This window comes from Dietzia sp. JS16-p6b, assembly GCF_003052165.1.
Taxonomy (GTDB): Bacteria; Actinomycetota; Actinomycetes; order Mycobacteriales; family Mycobacteriaceae; genus Dietzia.
Window position 1 is genome coordinate 2,106,297 of record NZ_CP024869.1, and the last position, 18,682, is coordinate 2,124,978.

The window sequence follows — 18,682 nt, forward strand, 5'->3', positions numbered from 1 at the left end:
CTCGTCTTGTGCCGGCCCGGCAGGTCAGCGGAGGGACCGACGCATGGCGTCGAGCCGTCCTGCCACGCTACCGTCGATGATCTCGTCTCCGACCCGGACGACGACGCCGCCCAGAAGGGACTGGTCGACATCGTTGTGGATGGCGATCTCCCGCCCGTACAACGACGCCAGTCGGGCCCGGAGATCATCCGACTGCTGTCCGGTCAGCGGCTCCGCGCTGGTCACCACGGCGACGGACCGGCCGCGCAACTCCGCGGCCTGCACCGAGACCGCCATGATGTCGTCCGCGGGCATACCCGACGGCCGAGCCACCGCCTGGGAGGCCAGAGCCTCGGTCACCGCCGTGACCTTGCCGTACAGCACCTCGGCGAGCAGGCCGCGCCTGGCTCCCACGTCGGCGGTCCGATCGGCCAGGAGCTGCTCGAACTGGGGATCCCCGGCGACGATCCGCCCGAGCCTGAACAGCTCGTCCTCGACGGTCTGGAGCTGGCCCTGCTGGTCGGCCGAGCGCAGGAGCGCCTCCCGGCCGAGGAGGACCAGACCCTCCCGCAGCTCGCGAGGGGTGGACCAGTCCTGGGACACCGCAGCGAGGAGAAGGTCCAGGGTCGCCTGGTCGACCTTCCACCCGAACACCCCACGGACCAGGTCCTGTCGGGCCTCCACCGGGGCCGCGGTGTCGGCGACGGACACCCGGAGGGCACGGTTGTCCTCGAGGACGCCCACGACCTCGAAGAGTTCCTGGCCCACCTTCGCTCCGGTCGCTCCCCCGGACGGGTTCGCCGCCAGGGTCTGCTCCAGTGTGCTCCGGGTCTGGTCGAGCGCTTCGCGACTCGCTGCGTGCATCGGCTCCACTTCCCTTAGTTCCTGCCCGCGCCGGGGATCCGGTCGAGGTCCGCCAGAAAGCGATCGATGGTGCCCGAGCGCCGGACCGGATCCGACAGCTGCTCACCCATCAGCCGCTCGGCGAGGTCCACGGACTGACGACCCAGGTCGCTGCGGAGCTCGGCGATGATCTGCTGCCGCTGAGCGGCGAGCTGCTGCTCACCGGAGGCGATGATGCGGTCGCTCTCCGCCTGCGCCTCCGACTTCATGTCCGCGAGGATCTGCTGACCCTGCGCGCGCGCGTCGTCGCGGATCTTGGCCGCTTCGCTGCGCGCCTCGGCGAGTTGGGCCTTGTATTTGGCCAGCTCTTCCTTCGCCTCGGCCTGGGTCTGCTCGGCACGACGCAGACCGCCTTCGATGCGCTCGGAGCGCTCGTCGAGGACCTGCTGGAACTTCGGGAGGATGAACTTCCAGAAGAGCCACAGGATGACGGCGAGCGGGATGAGCGACCAGACGATGTCATACAGCGGAGGAAGCAGCGGGTTGGGGCTGTCCTCCAAGGGGAGTGATTCTCCACCCTCGGCCGCCAAGATGGCGATGACGTTGTTCATGGTGCGTCCCTACGAGGTCGGTGGTCGTCGATCAGAACAGGAAGCCGGCGACGATACCGATCAGGGCGAGCGCCTCGGTGAAGGCGATGCCGAGGAACATCGTGGTACGGAGGGTGCCGGCCATCTCGGGCTGGCGGGCCATGCCCTCGACGGTCTTGCCGACGAGGATGCCGATGCCGATGCCGGGGCCGATGGCGGCGAGGCCGTAGCCGATCGCACCGTAGCCGCTGACGGTCTGCTCGGTGGCCTGGGCGAGAGTGACGATGTCCATGGGAGTTCCCTTTCAGATGGCCGGTGCGGGCTTCTCCGCACCGGTCGGACGTGATGTGTCGGGTAGACGGGATGGTCGTGCCGGGCCCGGGGGCCCGGGGTCTAGTGGCTCTCCGCGTGGAGTGCGAGATCGATGTACACCGAGACCAGCAGCGCGAAGATGTAGGCCTGGAGGAAGAGGACCAGCAGCTTGAACAGCGTGAAGGCGACCGAGAGCACCGAGGTGCCCACCGCCAGCAGCGACCAGCCGTTCAACTGCCAGAAGAAGAAGTTCGTGGCACTGAACAGCAGGACGATGATCAGGTGCCCCGCCAGCATGTTGGCCATGAGACGAATGGTCAGCGTGGCCGGGCGGAGGATGAACGTCGACACCAACTCGATCGGCACCACCAGGATGTGCAGCGCCGGGGGAAGCCCCGGGATCACCACACTCGCCTTGATGAACTTGGCGAAGCCGTACCTCTTGGACCCCGCGTAGATGAAGGTCACGTAGCCCAGGACGGCGAGCATCAGCGGGAAGCCGATCCTGGCGTTGGGCGAGATGTTGAGGCCCGGGATGATCGTCGGGAGGTTCATCGCGAAGACCGCGAAGAAGATGGTCGCGATGACCGGCAGGAAACGGCGCCCCTGCTCCTTGCCCAGGATCTCCTCCGCGATGTGGACCCGGACGAAGTCCAGGCAGATCTCGGCGAAGTTCTGGACCCCGCGCGGGACCAGCTTGGGGTTCCGCATGGCGATCATGAAGAAGCCCAGCAGGACCACCGTCATGAGCAGCCGGATGATCATGAGCCGGTCCAGGACGAACGCGTCACCGGCGAAACCGGTCAACCACTGCTGGGAGGGGAAGAACTCATAGTCGATGTTCGGGGGATGAAACTCGCCCTTGAAGGCCAGAAGCGTGGTACTCAGTGTGTTCTCCCCTGGTCGTGTTGGGCGACGTGCGCCCGAGCGCGTTCGGTACGAGTGGCCCGATGATCGCGGCCGTATTGGGATTCAGCGCGAACGCCTCGGGCCGCGAAGCAGCCCGGTGACGTGCTCGTCTCACCGTCGATGAGAATAACATCCTGGTCTCGGCACGGGGACACAGGGGGACCCGTCAGGTGGCGGCGGGCTCCACGTAGGGCGCACGGGTCTTGAGGATGGCCCCCGTTTCCACCGCCAGCACCACGATGAGCGCGGCGATGACCGTGACCGCGAAGGCGGGGCGCGAGTAGAAATCGAACCGCGAGAGCGCGGCGACGATACCCATCGCCGCGAGGAGTTTGACCAGCCAGGTCCCCAGGACGACGGCCGCGGTCGTCTGCGGAGCCGAGTGCGCCGTGGCGATGACCACGATCGCCGTGGTGAGCACGAACGCACCGCCCACGGCGGCTCCCATCAGCGCGCCCCACAGCCCAGGGGTCCCGTCGATCGCGGTCCACACCGCGGCACCGACCACGGCGAGGACGGCCAGCGCCAGGGCGCCGAATCGGACCGCCTTGCGGAGACCTGCGGTGTGGGGACTGTCGGCGGGCTGCGCGGGTGTCGCGGGAGTGTCCGTCATGACCAGCAGCCTAACCCGAGCCCCCTGGTTCGACGGTTCCGCGTTCGCCCCGCGCACTCCTCAACCTCGGGACCAGGGTGGCGGCCAGGACCGAGATGAGCCCGGCGGCGGCGAGCGGGACGATCACCTCGGTCGGGAGCATGGTCGCGCCGACGGCACCGAACGCGATGAGCGAGACCCACGCGTAGATCACGAGCGCGACCCGCCGATGGGAGTGACCCAGATCCAGCAGACGGTGATGGAGATGCATCTTGTCCGGGGCGAAGGGGCTGCGGCCGGCGCCCACCCGACGGACCACCGCCATCACGAGGTCGAGCATCGGGACGAACATCGCCGCCGCGACGACGATCATCGGCGAGAGCAGGACGATCATCTCCTGTGGCCCGTACAGGCTCTGGGAGATCTTCCCTGACGCGCTGGTGGAGGCCGCGGCGAGGACCAGGCCGATCAGCATCGACCCCGAATCACCCATGAAGATCCGCGCCGGTTGGAAGTTGTGCGGCAGGAAGCCCAGCAACGCCCCGGCGAGGACCGCCGTGACGAGGGCCGGGGGGTACGCCCCGACCGTGCCTCCCTGGTCGAGCATGATCCCGACGGAGAACACGCAGATCGCGGTGGCCGCGATGGCACCGAGCCCGGCGGCGAGGCCGTCCAGACCGTCGACGAAGTTCATCGCGTTGACGATGGCCAGCGTGAAGACCACGGTGAGCAGCCCCGCCTGGAGCTGATCCAGGACCAGGATGTTGCCGTCCCCGAACGGGATGTACACCAGGTTCCAGGACACGCCCATGGCCACCAGGACGCCCGCCGCCGCCGCTTGACCTGCGAGTTTCGTGACAGCACCGAGGCCGAGGATGTCGTCGACGATGCCCACCAGCACGATCACCCCGCCCGCGATGATCGTCGCCTCGACGTCCGGGGCGAACGGCGGGAACGCCCGGTTGAGAGCGGGGAGCTGCGCGGACAGGTAGACGGCGACCAGCATTCCGGTGAAGATGCCGACCCCGCCGAGGCGGGGCGTCGGCACCACGTGCACGTCCCTGTCGCGGGGGTAGGCCAGTCCCCCGATCGCTGGTGCGACTCCTCTGACCAGACCTGTGACGGCGAACGTGACCAGGCCCGCCGTGACCGCGATGAGCAGGAGCTCGCGGAACGGAACCCCTATGCCCACGCTCAGATCACCCCGGTCAGCCGCGCAGAGACGCGGCGTCGGTGTTCAGGACCTCCCCGACGCGCTCTGCGCTCACGGCCCCCTCCCGGACGATCCGGGGCGACGGTCCCGTGAGGTCGACGATCGTCGAGGGCTGGCCGACCGAGCACGGACCGCCATCCAGATAGACGGCGACCGAGTCGCCCAGCTGGTCGCGAGCCTCCGCGACCGTGGTCGCCGGGGGCTGCCCGGAGACGTTGGCGCTGGAGACGGCGAGCGGCCCGACCTCGCGGAGCAACTCGATCGCGACGGGATGCAGCGGCATCCGGAGCATCACGGTGCCCTGGGTGTGTCCCAGGTTCCAGTTGAGGGACGGTGCCTGGTGCACGATCAGGCTCAGTCCGCCGGGCCAGAACGCCCGGATGAGGTCCCGTGCCGTCGCCGGCGTGCTCACGACCAGGCCGTCGATGGTCTCCCAGGAGCCCACCAGGACGGGCACGGGCATGTCCGGTCCGCGCCGCTTGGCGGAGAGCAGAAGGGTGACCGCATCGGGATCGAAGGCGTCGGCCGCGATGCCGTAGAGGGTGTCCGTGGGCGTCACGACGAGCCGACCGGCACGCAGTGCAGCGGCCGCGGAACTGAGGCCGACCTCTCGACCGGTGTCCTCGGTGCAGTCATAGGTGATGGTCACCGGGTGGTCCCCTTCCGGACTGTCGGATCGAGCTCGTCGTCGTCGTCACGATCGCCGAGTCTGGTCGCGGTGACGAACCGCGGACGTCCGGCGAGGTCGGTGTGCTGTTCCACGGTACCGAAGCGTCCCTGCGCCTCGACCACCGCCGCGACGGCGGCGCCGGTCTCCTCGTCGTGCTCCACCGCGAGGTGACCCCCCGGTGCCAGGAGCGCGGCCGCGACACCGACGAGCGGCGAGATGACGGCGAGACCGTCGACTCCGCCGAACAGCGCGGTCGCCGGTTCGTGCCCGAGGACCTCCGCAGGGAGTTCGTCGGTCCGCGGGATGTACGGCGGGTTGGACACCACCGCGTCGACCCGACCCCGCAGTTCCGCCAGGATGCCGGGGTCCGTCGCGTCCCCGGAGTGCACCACGAGTGGAGTGTCCCCCGCGGCTTCCCGCTCGACGGCGTTGCGCCGCAGCCACGCCAGCGCCGGCTCGTGCAGTTCCACGGCGTGGACCCGGGCATCGGGTCGGGCATGGGCGATCTCGAGGGCGAGCGTTCCGCTACCGGCACAGAGGTCCACGACGATCGGGCCCGGTCCGTCGCCCGATGCGGGGAGCGCGGCCAGCGTGTCCTCCACGAGCAGCTCGGTCTCGGGCCTGGGGATGAAGACTCCGGGCCCGACCGCGAGATCCAGACGGCCCGACACGGCCCGCCCGAGGAGGTACTGGATCGGGGTGCGATCGGCGATGCGGGCAGCGATCATCCGGTTGATCTCCGCGAGCCGGGAGGCGTCCACCGCGGCGGCCAGTGGAAGCGCGGAGCGGTCTATCCCGAGGACATGCGCGCAGATCAGCTGCGCCTCCACGACGGCGGAGTCGACACCGGCGGCCCGCAGGTCATGCGCGGCCGACCTCACGACCGCGGTCGCCGGCACGGGGCGCGACTGCACCGCCTAGGCGTCTTCCATGCGTCTGCGGCGGTCCTCGACCGCCAGTGCGTCGAGGACCGCGTCGAGGTCACCGTCGAGCACGGCGTCGAGATTGTGCGCCTTGAACCCGACCCGGTGATCGGCGATCCGGTTCTCGGGGAAGTTGTAGGTGCGGATGCGTTCCGACCGGTCGACGGTGCGGATCTGGGTGGACCGCCCCTCCGAGGCCTCAGCGCTCGCGGCCTCCTCGGCGGCGGCCTGGAGCCGGGCGGCGAGCACCTCCAGTGCGCGCTGCTTGTTCTGCAGTTGACTACGTTCGTTCTGACACGTGACGACCGTCCCGGTGGGCAGGTGCGTGACCCGTACCGCCGAATCGGTGGTGTTGACCCCCTGGCCGCCCTTGCCCGACGAGCGGTACACGTCGATCCTCAGGTCCGACTCGTCGATCTCGACCGGCCCCACGTCCTCGGGCTCGGGGAAGACGAGCACCCCTGCGGCCGACGTGTGGACCCGGCCCTGCGACTCGGTGACCGGCACCCGTTGGACGCGGTGCACGCCGCCCTCGAACTTCAGGCGGGACCACACACCGTCCCTCGAGGGTTGACGAGACCTGATCGAGAACGAGGCGTCCTTGTACCCGCCCAGATCGGACTCGGTCACCCCGAGCACCTCGACCACCCAGCCGTGCTTCTCCGCGTAACGCGTGTACATACGGGCGAGGTCCGCCGCGAACAGCGCCGACTCCTCCCCGCCCTCACCGGACTTGATCTCCATGAGCACGTCATCCCCGTCGTGGGGGTCTCGCGGTGCCAACAGGTCGGCCAACCGCGACTCCAGTCTCGTCACCTCCGCCGCCAACCGATCGGCCTCCTCGGCGAACGACGAGTCTTCGCCGGCCAGCTCACGCGCGGCGGCCAGGTCGCCCCGGGTGGACTCCAGAGCCCGGTGGCACTGCACCACGGGAGTCAGCTCGGCGAATCGTTTGCCCACCCTGCGCGCGGCCACCGGGTCCTCGTGGAGCGCGGGGTCGGACAGCTGCGCCTCGAGACCCCCGTACTCCGAGAGGACATCGTCGATGGAGGACGGCGAACGCCCCGGGGCCTGCGTCACTCCTCGTCCTGCGGCAGGGTCGGAGTCGTCTTTGCCACCTGCAGGAGGAATTCGTAGTTGGTGTTGGTCTTGCGCAGCTGCGACATCAGCAGGTCGATCGCCTGATGCGAGTCGAGGCCCGACAGCACCCTCCGCAGCTTGTGCATGACACCGGCCTCCTCCGGCGTCATCAAGAGCTCCTCCTTGCGGGTGCCCGAGGGCCCCACGTCGACCGCGGGGAAGACGCGCCGCTCAGCGATGCGCCGGTCCAGCTTGAGTTCCGCGTTACCGGTGCCCTTGAACTCCTCGAAGATCACCGTGTCACCGGCGGACCCCGTCTCGACCATCGCGGTGGAGATGATGGTGAGGGAGCCACCGTTCTCGATGTTGCGTGCCGCTCCCAGGAACCGCTTGGGCGGGTAGAGCGCGGTGGAGTCGACACCGCCGGACAGGATGCGACCCGAGGCGGGAGAGGAGTTGTTGTAGGCGCGACCCAACCGGGTGATGGAATCGAGGAGGACCACGACGTCCTGGCCCATCTCCACAAGTCGCTTGGCGCGTTCTATCGCGAGCTCCGCGACCTGGGTGTGATCCGACGGCGGGCGGTCGAAGGTCGAGGCGATGACCTCGCCGTTGACCGAACGCTGCATATCGGTCACCTCCTCGGGTCGCTCGTCGACGAGCACGACCATGAGATGACACTCGGGGTTGTTGATGGCGATCGAGTTGGCGATGTTCTGCAGGATCGTGGTCTTGCCCGCCTTGGGCGGGGAGACGATGAGCGCCCGCTGGCCCTTGCCGATGGGCATGATCAGATCGATCACCCGGGTCGAGAGGACGTTCTTCTCGGTCTCGAGACGCAGACGCTGGTTGGGGTAAAGCGGCGTGAGCTTGCCGAACTCCGGGCGATTGCGCGCGTCTTCCGGGGGACCCCCGTTGACCGAGTCGATCCTGGCCAGCGGGTTGAACTTCGCCCTGTTCTTCCCACCCTGACCGCCGCCGCGACCCCCGCCCTGGCCGCCGCCGGACCCGTCGTTCTGGGCGTCACCCTGACCGTCCCGCGGCATCTTGACCGCGCCCGTGATCGCATCGCCGCGACGCAGACCGTACTTGCGGATCATGTTCATCGAGACGTAGACGTCGTTCGACCCCGCGAGGTAGCCCGAGGTACGGACGAACGCGTAGTTGTCCAGGACGTCGAGGATGCCCGCGACCGGTTGGAGGACGTCGTCGTCCCGCACCTCGGTCTCGCCCTCCTGCGGACGGCCACCGCCACCACCGCGGTTGCGCTCGCGCCGCCGGCGGCTCCGCCGACCGCGGCCGCTCCCGTCGTCGTCGTCACGGTTCTGACCGTCGCCCCGCGGGCCGCTGTCTCCGCCCTGGTTGCCCTGGTTGCCCTGGTTGCGGGGGTTACCGGAATCGCCGCCCTGCTGGTCGCGACCGCGACCGCGGCCGCCCTGCTGATCACGTCCCTGGTTGTCGCGGCCCTGGTTGTCGCGACCCTGGTTGTCGCGGCCCTGGTTCTCGCGGCCCTGGTTGTCGCGGCCCGACTGGCCCTGGTCCTGGCGGCCCGACTGCTGCTCGTCGCGGTGCTGCCCGCCCCGTCGCTGTCGGGTGCCCTGGTTCTGGGACTCCTGCGGGTTCTGGCCCTGCTGCTGGTTCTGCGCCTGACCGCCGCCGCGGGCAGCCTCGTCCCGACGGTCACGATCGCCCGGGTCCTGCCCGTCGCCGCGGCTCTGACCTTCGTCGCGGCGGGCATCCTGATCCACGTTCTTCGCCTGTCCCCCGGTCCTCTGACCACCCCCGGCCCTCCGTCCGGTAGCGGCCTTCTGCCCCTCCGCGGCCTCCTGGCCGTCCTGCCCGGGGGCGGTGTCCGCAGCCGCGGCCGGCGTGGACTCGGCGGGAGTCCGGGCGGGCGAGGACTGGGCGGGCGAGGACTGGGCGGCAGCCTGGGACCGTCCACCGCGGGCGGCGTCGATCATCGCCACCAGATCGCTCTTGCGCTTACCTGACAGCCCCTTGAGGCCCATCTGCTGGGCGAGAGACTTGAGGTCCGCCAGACGCATGGCTGCCAGTGCAGCCCCCTGCGGAGGTGTGGAGTGGGTTTCCGTCGAGGTCACGGGTGTCCTTTCTGGGCCCGGACCGAGTCGGTGTCAACCGCTCCGCGCCGGGCAACTGTCCGGGACGCAGACACGCGTCCCGGGTGGCCGCTGAGGCCTTCCGTGGCGGCGAACTGGCCGGACACGGAGTCGTCTGAGGGGGATGTGCACGAGGTGATTCCTGCCGGGTCGGCTTCATGTTGACCGTCGACGTCGGACGAGACCCACTCACGGGCACGACAATCCCGATTGGCCACGCGCCGTTCGGCCGCTCCCCCCGGGACCGCCTCGCGGACTGCTCACCGCTGGCGGGGTAAGCGTACGGGAGATGTCTCGGGATTCAGGGACGACCGGGCGTCCGTGGCTTCAGAAAAGCATACTACCCGCTGTCCGCCCCACACGCGTCCCCCTCGCGAGTCCCGCCTGGCGTGTCCTCATCCCCACCGGCGGGCGGTAACCTAACAGCCCACTGCGGCCGAGTGGAAGGAGGTCCGATGTTCGGAACGATGCTCGAGACCCCGTTGCTCGTGTCGCGGATCCTCGACCACGCCGCGGAGCGACACTCGAGCTCCACTGTCACCGGTTTCGTCGGCGACATGGTGCCGAGGACCTCCCGGTTCGACGTGATCGCGGCCCGGGCCGCGGCCACTGCGCACGCCCTGACAGATCTCGGTGTGGGTGGCGGCGACGTGGTGGCCGTCCTGTCCGGCAGCCGCCCCGAGGTCATCGAGTCGATGTTCGCGATCCCGTCGATGGGCGCGGCGGTTCTCTCGCTCAACGTCTTCCGATCCCGGTCGTTCCTGCTCGCCGCGCTGCGCGACAACGACGTCTCGGTGCTGCTGGTCGATCCGGAGTTGCTGCCCCGCGCACTCGATGTGATCGACGATCTGGAGCACGCACCCCACCTCGTCGTGTTCGATGACGAGGTTCACGGGGACACCACAGCGCCGTCCGGGGACCGACACGGCGGGCAGCTCCACGCCCTCGAGACACTCCTCGACGGGCGACCGACCACCTTCCCGTGGCCTGAGCTCGACGAACGCACCGCCGCCGCGCTCGCATACACCTCCGGCACGACGGGCCTGTCGAAAGCGGTGGCGTTCACGCACCGGTCGATCTGGCTTCACTCCATGCAGATGTGCATGGCCGAGAGTGCCGCGCTCCGTAGTGGGGACAGCGTCCTGACGACCGTGCCGATGCACCACGTGCTGTCCTGGGGACTGCCGTACGCGGCCTTCATGACCGGGGCCAGCATCATCACCGCCCGGCCGCGGCCGGGTCAGGCCATGCACTCCGGACGCGAGCTGGCGGAGCTACTGGCCACGTTCAGGCCCAACAAGGTCGCGACGACGCCGGCCTCGCTCCAACGCCTCCTGCGACACCTGGAGAACCACCCGCAGCCACTGGGCCACCTGAGCGAGGTCCTGGTCGGCGGCTCTCCGGTGCCGGAGGCGCTGTTCGACGCCTTCGTCACCCGGCACGGGGTCACCATCATGCAGGCCTACGGCCTCACGGAGTCCAGCCCGATCGCCACCTTCGCCCGCGCCGATCCCCACTCCTCGGCGACCCATCGCCGGGCCCAGATCCTCGGACAGGGCCGGTTTCCCGCCGGGGTCGACGCCCGGATCGTCGAGTCCGGACGAGTCCTTCCGAACGACGGGTGGTCCGTCGGCGAACTCCAGATCAGGGGCCCGTGGGTCACCGCTCGCTATCTGGGCGACGACGCCACCGACCGGTTCGTCGACGGGTGGCTGCGCACCGGGGACATGGCCACCATCTCCCCGCGGGGCTACCTCGACGTGGTCGACCGGGTGGACGACATCATCGCCTCGGGAGGCGAGCTGATCTCCTCGGTGGAACTCGAGCACGCCGTCCTCCGGGACGATCGGGTGGCCGATGCAGCGGTGATCGGGGTGCCGGACGAACGCTGGGGCAACCGCCCTATGGTCCTGGTCCACCTCAAACCCGGCGCGTCGGCCACCGCCCGGGCCCTCTGGGACTCACTCGAGGGCCACGTCGACCTGTGGAAACGACCGGATCACTGGGCCTTCGTCGACGACATCCCGCGCACGTCGGTGGGAAAGTACGACAAGCGGGCCATCCGTTCGCTGCACGCCGAGGGGGCCTATCGGGTCACCACCATCTCGCCCGGCTCCGCCACCTGATCAGGCGTGGGCTGTGCTCACTGCGCGGCGAGTACCCGGGCGCCCTCGGCGATCTCGAGGTCCAGAACCTGCCACCCCCGCGCCTCGGCGTCAGCGCGCAGGTCGGTCGGCAGCGGGCTGGTCCCCAGCACCAGCACGGTGGGTCCTGCTCCGGAGACCGTGGCGGCCAGACCCCGGTCCCTGAGCCGGGCGATCCACTCCGTCGTGCCGACGAGCGCCGGGGCCCGGTAGGACTGGTGCAGTCGGTCCTCGGTCGCGGCGAGCAGGAACTCCGGATGCGAGGCCAGCGCCACCGACATCAGGGCGGCTCTACTGGCGTTGAAGGCCGCATCCTCGTGGGGCACCTTCTCCGGGAGCAGACCGCGCGTCTGAGCCGTCGACGAGGTCTCGGACGGCACCAGCACGGTGGCGACGATCGTCGGGTCCACCTCCATACGGACCGCCCGGTAGGTCACCGCGGTCGCCGACCTCTCGGTCCACGAGACCACCACCCCACCGAGTACGCTGGCCGCGGCGTTGTCGGGATGTCCCTCGAACTCGCTCGCCAGCTGCACCAGGTGCTCGTCGGTCAACACCTGACCCATCAGCCCGTTCGCCGCGACCAATCCCCCCACCGCCGCCGACGCGGAGGAACCGAGACCCCGGGAGTGCGGGATCGCGTTGGTACAGGAGATCCTGACCCCGGGCGCGCCCGTGCCACCGGCACGCAGACCGGCTTCCACCGCCTTGGCGACGAGGTGTGAGGCGTCTGCAGGGACCTGCCCCGCCCCCTCCCCCGAGACCTCGAGTTCCAGGCCCGAGGCGATCGTCGTCACCGTGATGGTGTCGTACAGGCCCAGCGCCACACCGAGGGCGTCGAATCCCGGCCCGAGGTTGGCGCTGGAGGCGGGCACCTCGACGGTGACCGAGCAGCCGACCGGCAGGATGCGTCCCCCGGAGCTGCCGAAGACCTCCGGGCCGGCGCCGCTCACGGCGCTCATTCCAGTCCGAGGGCGCCGGCGACGGCGGAGGGATCCACCGGGATGGCCTCCACGTCCGGCATACCCAACAGGGCGGTGTCCGGATCCTTGAGCCCGTTGCCGGTGACGGTGCAGACGATCGTCTGCCCGGGCTCGAGCTCCCCGTTGGCGTGGGCGTCGAGCAGACCCGCGACCGACGCCGCGGAGGCGGGCTCCACGTACACGCCGTCCTTACCCGCGACGGTGCGGTAGGCCTCGAGGATCTGCTCGTCGGTGCGCTTACGGAACGTGCCGCCGGACTGGTCGCGGGCGGCGACGGCGCCGTCCCAGGACGCCGGCGCGCCGATGCGGATGGCGGTGGCGATGGTCTCGGGGTTCTTGACCGGCGCGCCGTCCACCAGCGGCGCCGCACCGGCAGCCTGCACCCCCATCATCCGGGGGCGGGTCGAGATGATGCCGTCCGCGTGGTACTCGCTGTATCCCTTCCAGTACGCGGTGATGTTGCCCGCGTTACCGACAGGCAGGAAGTGCAGGTCGGGGGCCCGCCCGAGCACGTCGACGATCTCGAACGCGGCGGTCTTCTGGCCCTCGATCCGCACGGGGTTGACCGAGTTGACCAGGCCGATCTCCGCGTAGGTCGCGGTGGTCTTGCGGGCCAGTTCCAGGCAGTCGTCGAAGTTGCCGTCGACCTGGATGATCGTGGCCCCGTGCATGACGGCCTGCGCCAGCTTCCCGGCCGCGATCTTGCCCTGCGGGATGAGCACCGCGCAGCTCATCCCGGCTCTGGTCGCATAGGCGGCGGCCGAGGCGGACGTGTTGCCGGTCGAGGCGCACAGCACCGCCTTCTGACCGCGCGCCCTGGCGTCGGTGACGGCCATCGTCATCCCGCGGTCCTTGAACGAGCCCGTCGGGTTGAGGCCCTCCACCTTGAGGTACACCTCGCACCCGGTCACCCCGGAGAGGTAGGGGGCCGGCAGGAGCGGGGTCCCGCCCTCGAAGAGCGTCACCGTCTCCCAGGTGTCTCCGATCGGGAGCCGGTCGCGGTAGGCCTCGATGAGACCGGGCCAGCGGTGGTGAACTGGCTGATGGGTGCTGCTCATTCTGTGTCCACTCCCTCGAGTCGGATGACGCTGGTGATGACCGAGACCGCGTCCTGGTCTGAGAGCGCTGCCACCGTGTCCGCGAGCGCGCGCTCCGAGGCTCGGTGGGTCAGGACGGTGAGCTCCGCGGTGGGCTCGGCATCGTCCAGCTCGGACTCGGGGAACTCGACCTCGGTCTGCCGGACCTGGGCGATGGACACCCCGTGGCGCGAGAACTCGGCGGCGACCAGAGCCAGGACGCCGGGCTTGTCGGCCACACGCATCCGTACGTGATAGCGGGTGGAGACCTCGTCCATCGACGCCACCGGCAGCGCCGCGTACGTCGACTCCCCCGGCGCCCGGCCCGCGTCGACCTTGTTCCGGGCCGCGGCGACCATGTCCCCGAGGACGGCGGACGCGGTCGGGGATCCACCGGCACCCTGCCCGTAGAACATGAGCCGACCTGCCGCCTCCGCCTCGACCACGACTGCGTTGAAGGCGCCGTTGACGGTGGCGAGCGGATGGCTGTCGGGCAGCAGCGCCGGGTAGACGCGCGCCGAGACGGCCTCGCTGCCGTCCTCCCGCTGCAGCTTCTCGCAGATCGCCAGGAGTTTGATCGTGCAGTCCATGTCGCGGGCCGACGCGAAATCGTCGGGCGTGATCCGGGAGATGCCCTCCCGGTAGACGTCGCCCGCCGTGACGCGGCTGTGGAACGCGATCGAGGCCAGGATCGCGGCCTTGGCCGCCGCGTCGTATCCCTCGACGTCCGCCGTGGGGTCGGCCTCCGCGTATCCGAGCCGGGAGGCCTCGGCGAGGGTCTCGGCGTAGTCGGCGCCCGTGGACCCCATCGCGGAGAGGATGTAGTTGGTCGTCCCGTTGACGATCCCGAGGACCCGCTGGACCTGGTCACCCGCCATGGAACGCCGCAGAGGCCCGATCACCGGGATCGCGCCGGCCACGGCCGCCTCGAAGTACAGGTCGGAGCGGGTCGAGTCCGCCGCCTCCGCCAGTTCGTCGGTGTACTCGGCGAGCAGGGCCTTGTTGGCGGTGACCACGGCCTTGCCGTTCCCGAGCGCCTCCAGCAGCAGGGGACGCGGTACGTCGATACCGCCCATCAGTTCCACGACGACGTCGACGTCGTCCCGCGAGACGAGCGAGGACGGATCCGCCGTCAGCAGCTCGGGGTCGATCCCGCGGTCGCGGGACAGGTCGCGCACCGCGACACCCCGCAGGACGAGCGGAGCCCCGATCCGGGAGGCGAGCGCCTCCGCGTTCTCCGTCATGTAGCGGATGACCTCGGTACCGACGGTGCCCATTCCGAGCACAGCCACCCCCACGGGTCGCACGCCTGACGCCGTTGCGTCGCTCACTGTCCCACCTCCAGGCTCGTCAGATCGTCCAGGGTTTCACGCCGGAGCACCAGGCGTGCCCGTCCGTCACGGACCGCGACCACAGCGGGCCGGCCGATCAGGTTGTACCGACTGGACATCGAATAGCAGTAGGCGCCGGTCGCCGCGACGGCCACCAGATCCCCTGCCCCGGTGTCCTCTGGCATCCACAGGTCGCGGACCACCACGTCACCGCTCTCGCAGTGTTTGCCCACGAGTCTGGCCACGACGGGGGCGGCGGTCGACGCGCGGCCCACCAGGCGGGCGTCGTACTCGGCGTCGTAGAGCGCGGTCCGGATGTTGTCGCTCATCCCGCCGTCGACGCTGATGTAGCGACGTCTCTCCCCGCCGGCGAGGTCGACGTCCTTGACCACGCCGACCTCGTACAGGGTGACCGTGCCGGGTCCGGCGATCGCGCGGCCGGGTTCGACGACCAACGTGGGGGGCGCGAGCCCGACGTCCGCCGAGAACCCGTCGACGATCTCCCTCAGTGCGGTGGCCAGGTGCGCCACCGGGGGCGGGTCGTCGGTCGGGACGTAGCTGATGCCCAGGCCGCCACCCAGGTCGAGATGATCGAGCTGGGCCGTGCGTTCGGCCCCGAACTCGTCGACGATGTCGCGCAGGAGCCCGATCACGCGACGCGCGGCGAGTTCGAAGCCGTCGACGTCGAAGATCTGGGAGCCGATGTGGCTGTGGAGTCCGGTGAGCCGGATGTGCGGTGCGTCGAACACCCCGCGGACGGCGGCCATGGCCGCGCCGCCCGCGAGCGAGAACCCGAACTTCTGGTCCTCGTGCGCGGTGGCGATGAACTCGTGGGTATGCGCCTCGACGCCCACCGTCACCCGGATGAAGACGTCCTGGACCACCCCCTCCTCGGCGGCGATGCGATCCAGGAGCGCGATCTCGGACATCGAGTCGAGGACGACGTGCCCGACCCCGCTGCGGACGGCGAGCCGCAGTTCGTCGGCGGACTTGTTGTTGCCGTGCACCGTGATCCGGGCGGGCGGGAAGTCGGCGCGCAGGGCCACCGCGAGCTCGCCACCCGAGGCGACGTCGAGGCTCAGTCCCTCCTCCGCCACCCAGCGCGCCACCTCGGTACAGAGGAACGCCTTGGACGCGTAATGGACCCGGTCCGCGCCACCGAAGGCCTCCGCCATCTCGCGGCACCGGGAGCGGAAATCGTCCTCGTCGATCACGAACAACGGGGTCCCGTACTCGGCCGCCAGGTCATCCGCGGCCACCCCGGCGAACTCCACCACACCGTCGTCGCGTCGACCCGCGCCGCGCGGCCAGACCGCCGGGTCCAGGGCCATGACCCGCCCCGCGTCGGTGGGACGCTCCCCGATACCGGGCGCGTGCGGGAACTCGTGTCGGGACCCGGCCGGGTGCGCGCTCACATCTTCTCCGGGGCGGTGACGCCGATCAGCCGCAGGCCGTTGGCCAGGGTCTGCCGGGTGGCCGTGCTGAGCGCGAGCCGGGCGGCGTGGAGCGGGCCGGGCTCCTCGTCACCCATCGGCAGGACACGACACGTGTCGTAGAAGCGGTGGTAGGCACCCGCGAGCTCCTCCAGATACCTGGCGACCCTGTGCGGCTCCCGCAGTTCGGCGGCACTCGCCACGACCCTGGGGAACTCACCGATGGTCCTGATGAGGGCACCCTCGCGGTCCTCGACCAGGAGCGCGAGGTCGGCCGCGTCGGTCGTGACCCCCAGGTCGGCCGCGTTCCGGGCCAGGGAGCACAGGCGGGCGTGCGCGTATTGGACGTAGAAGACCGGGTTGTCGTTGGTCGCCGACGCCCACAGTTGCAGATCGATGTCCATGGTCTGGTCCACCGAGGAGCGGATGAGCGCGTACCGCGCGGCGTCGACGCCGATCGCCTCCACCAGGTCGTCGAGCGTGATCACCGTCCCCGCGCGCTTGCTCATCTTGACCGGGACACCGTCCCGTACGAGGCTGACCATCTGACCGATGAGGACCTCGATCGCCGCGGGATCGTCGCCGAGCGCCGCCGCCGCTGCCTTGAGCCGTGCGATGTACCCGTGGTGGTCGGCGCCGAGCATGTAGATGCACAGGTCGAACCCGCGGTCCCGCTTGTCGAGGAAGTACGCGATATCGCCGGCGATGTAGGCCGCGTTGCCGTCGGACTTGAGGACCACGCGGTCCTTGTCGTCACCGAAGTCCGTGGAGCGGAGCCACCAGGCGCCCTCGGACTCGTACAGGTTGCCGTTGCCCTTGAGCACCTCGATCGCCCGGTCCACGGCACCGGAGGTGAACATGGAGTTCTCGTGGGTGTAGACGTCGAAGACCGTGCCGAACTCGGCGAGCGAGGCCTTGATGTGCGTGAACATCAGGTCGACACCGGTAGCCCGGAAGGTCTCCAGGGCCTCGTCCTCCGGCTGCTGGAGCACGTCCGGGTGGTCGGCGACCACGCGCGCGGCGATGTCCTCGATGTACGCACCCGCGTACCCGTCCTCCGGCGTCGCGTCGCCGCGGGCGGCGGCGAGCAGTGACCGGCTGAACCGGTCGATCTGGGCACCGTGATCGTTGAAGTAGTACTCGCGCGTCACCTGCGCGCCGGACGCCTCGAGGACGCGCCCGAGGGCGTCACCGACCGCCGCCCACCGCGTGCCGCCCAGGTGGATGGGGCCGGTCGGGTTCGCCGAGACGAACTCGAGGTTCACCCGGCGGCCGGCCATCGCCTCGCCGGTGCCGTACGACTCACCCTGCTCGATGACCGAGGCCACGAGCGCCCCCTGGGCTCCGGAGTCGAGGCGGATGTTGAGGAATCCGGGACCGGCGATCTCCGCCGACGCCACGCCGGGATCCGCGGCGAGCGCGGTGGCGATCTCCTGGGCCAGCTCCCGCGGCGCGGCGCCGACCTTCTTCGCCAACTGCAGTGCGACGTTGGTCGCGTAGTCACCGTGGTCCGGATTGCGCGGACGTTCGACGGTCACCGTGTCCGGCACCACCGAGATGTCGGCTCCGCGCTCGGAGAGAACGGTCAGTAGCGCGGCACGGATGACGGCGGCGAGGTCGGCAGGAGTCACGTCTTCCTATCCTAGGTGTCAGCACGTCGGCAGTGGAATCGGACACCGGCTGGTGCCCGGGCGGCCGACACTCGCGGTACCGATACGGGGCCGATGCGGGCCAGGGAGCACCCCGGTGCTACGATCGGTCTCGCTGTTCAGCAGGGCGGTTCGATGGAGTCGCCCGGTGGTCAGCCTCCGGCCCCGTGGGGCCGGTATCCCGCCCTCGTAGCTCAGGGGATAGAGCGTTGGTTTCCGGTACCAAAGGTCAGAGGTTCGATTCCTCTCGGGGGCACCACGACAGCGGGGCCCGGGCATATCAGCCCGGGCCCCGCTCTCTGTTCGAACCGGCGTCCACCGGCTACCCGATCGGCGGGGTCGGCGTAGCCTGCTCAGCGGGGCAGGGTGATCCCGTCGACCTCACCGATGCGTGCGACCACCCGCTCGAAGATTCCGGTCAGTGTGCCGATCTCGTCCTTCGTGAGAACGTCGATGAGAAGCTCCCGGACCTTCTCCACGTGCATCGGGGCCACCCGGGCGATCGCCTCCGCTCCGGCGGCGGTCAGGGTGACGATCGTGCCCCGGCCGTCCTCGGCGCATTCGCCCTTGGCGACCAGTCCCCGGGCTTCCATCCGCCGGACCTGATGTGACACGCGGCTGCGATCCCACCCCAGAGCAGCTCCCAGGTCCCGGGCGCGCAGACCCCGCCCGTCCGCCTCGCTGAGACTGACCAACACCGCGTAGTCGGACTGGGACATCGACGCGTCGCGCTGGAGCTGGCGTTCGATCGCGAGGTCGAGCAACTGATTGACTTCCCTGTACCGGCGCCACATGCACTGCTCTTCGTCGGTCAACCAGCGTGTCTCGCTCATGGGGC

The 18,682-nt window shown here is 69.9% G+C and carries 17 protein-coding genes and 1 tRNA gene; 2 read left to right on the top strand and 16 right to left on the bottom strand.

Features of this window, described 5'->3' with window-relative positions; genetic code table 11:
* Positions 1–24: 24 nt before the first annotated feature.
* The 10 genes from CT688_RS09610 to rho form a co-directional block, all read right to left on the bottom strand.
* Entirely contained in the window at positions 25–843 is an 819-nt protein-coding gene (locus CT688_RS09610; protein WP_107758121.1) for a F0F1 ATP synthase subunit delta, read from the bottom strand.
* 14 nt (positions 844–857) lie between these two features.
* On the bottom strand, positions 858–1,433 hold the full coding sequence (locus CT688_RS09615; RefSeq protein WP_107756717.1) for a F0F1 ATP synthase subunit B: 576 nt from the start codon (positions 1,431–1,433) through the stop codon (positions 858–860).
* A gap of 31 nt (positions 1,434–1,464) precedes the next feature.
* Entirely contained in the window at positions 1,465–1,704 is a 240-nt protein-coding gene (locus CT688_RS09620; RefSeq protein ID WP_107756718.1) for an ATP synthase F0 subunit C, read from the bottom strand.
* Between the two features lie 101 nt (positions 1,705–1,805).
* A complete protein-coding gene (gene atpB, locus CT688_RS09625; protein WP_228549202.1) occupies positions 1,806–2,531 on the bottom strand; it encodes a F0F1 ATP synthase subunit A in 726 nt (241 codons plus the stop codon).
* 268 nt (positions 2,532–2,799) lie between these two features.
* The gene (locus CT688_RS09630; protein ID WP_107758122.1) at positions 2,800–3,246 is read right to left on the bottom strand and encodes a hypothetical protein; all 447 of its coding nucleotides are present in this window, start codon (positions 3,244–3,246) and stop codon (positions 2,800–2,802) included.
* 10 nt (positions 3,247–3,256) lie between these two features.
* Positions 3,257–4,417: a glycosyltransferase family 4 protein gene (locus tag CT688_RS09635; RefSeq protein ID WP_107756720.1), complete on the bottom strand. Its 1,161-nt coding sequence runs from the start codon at positions 4,415–4,417 to the stop codon at positions 3,257–3,259.
* Between the two features lie 16 nt (positions 4,418–4,433).
* Positions 4,434–5,087, bottom strand: a complete 654-nt coding sequence (locus CT688_RS09640) for an L-threonylcarbamoyladenylate synthase (RefSeq protein ID WP_107756721.1) — start codon at positions 5,085–5,087, stop codon at positions 4,434–4,436.
* A complete protein-coding gene (prmC, locus tag CT688_RS09645; RefSeq protein ID WP_231750274.1) occupies positions 5,084–6,022 on the bottom strand; it encodes a peptide chain release factor N(5)-glutamine methyltransferase in 939 nt (312 codons plus the stop codon). Before prmC ends, CT688_RS09640 begins: the two co-directional genes overlap by 4 nt.
* Before the next feature lie 3 nt (positions 6,023–6,025).
* Entirely contained in the window at positions 6,026–7,111 is a 1,086-nt protein-coding gene (prfA, locus tag CT688_RS09650; protein ID WP_107756722.1) for a peptide chain release factor 1, read from the bottom strand.
* The gene (rho, locus tag CT688_RS09655; protein WP_107756723.1) at positions 7,108–9,210 is read right to left on the bottom strand and encodes a transcription termination factor Rho; all 2,103 of its coding nucleotides are present in this window, start codon (positions 9,208–9,210) and stop codon (positions 7,108–7,110) included. The genes prfA and rho overlap by 4 nt, the downstream gene beginning before the upstream one ends.
* A gap of 473 nt (positions 9,211–9,683) precedes the next feature.
* Between rho and CT688_RS09660 the strand changes: the two genes are divergently transcribed.
* Positions 9,684–11,354, top strand: coding sequence for an AMP-binding protein (locus CT688_RS09660; RefSeq protein ID WP_107756724.1), 1,671 nt, complete (start codon positions 9,684–9,686; stop codon positions 11,352–11,354).
* A gap of 17 nt (positions 11,355–11,371) precedes the next feature.
* On the opposite strand, the gene thrB is transcribed toward CT688_RS09660, so the two are convergent.
* Genes thrB through argS form a run of 5 tightly spaced genes read right to left on the bottom strand, consistent with a single transcriptional unit; the run spans position 11,372 to position 17,826 of the window.
* A complete protein-coding gene (thrB, locus tag CT688_RS09665; protein WP_107756725.1) occupies positions 11,372–12,334 on the bottom strand; it encodes a homoserine kinase in 963 nt (320 codons plus the stop codon).
* A complete protein-coding gene (gene thrC / locus CT688_RS09670; RefSeq protein ID WP_107756726.1) occupies positions 12,331–13,413 on the bottom strand; it encodes a threonine synthase in 1,083 nt (360 codons plus the stop codon). The genes thrB and thrC overlap by 4 nt, the downstream gene beginning before the upstream one ends.
* Complete coding sequence (locus tag CT688_RS09675) at positions 13,410–14,762, bottom strand: homoserine dehydrogenase (protein WP_107756727.1); 1,353 nt, start codon at positions 14,760–14,762, stop codon at positions 13,410–13,412. Before CT688_RS09675 ends, thrC begins: the two co-directional genes overlap by 4 nt.
* Positions 14,759–16,177, bottom strand: coding sequence for a diaminopimelate decarboxylase (gene lysA, locus CT688_RS09680; RefSeq protein WP_107756728.1), 1,419 nt, complete (start codon positions 16,175–16,177; stop codon positions 14,759–14,761). Before lysA ends, CT688_RS09675 begins: the two co-directional genes overlap by 4 nt.
* Positions 16,174–17,826 carry an arginine--tRNA ligase gene (argS, locus tag CT688_RS09685; RefSeq protein WP_107756729.1) on the bottom strand — a complete coding sequence of 551 codons (1,653 nt, stop codon included), beginning with the start codon at positions 17,824–17,826 and terminating at the stop codon, positions 16,174–16,176. The genes lysA and argS overlap by 4 nt, the downstream gene beginning before the upstream one ends.
* Positions 17,827–18,027: 201 nt before the next feature.
* Here argS and CT688_RS09690 point away from each other — a divergent pair.
* A tRNA-Arg gene (locus CT688_RS09690) sits at positions 18,028–18,103 on the top strand.
* A 94-nt stretch (positions 18,104–18,197) separates the two neighbouring features.
* Here the strand turns inward: CT688_RS09690 and CT688_RS09695 are convergent.
* On the bottom strand, positions 18,198–18,677 hold the full coding sequence (locus CT688_RS09695) for a MarR family winged helix-turn-helix transcriptional regulator (protein ID WP_107756730.1): 480 nt from the start codon (positions 18,675–18,677) through the stop codon (positions 18,198–18,200).
* Positions 18,678–18,682 lie beyond the last annotated feature (5 nt).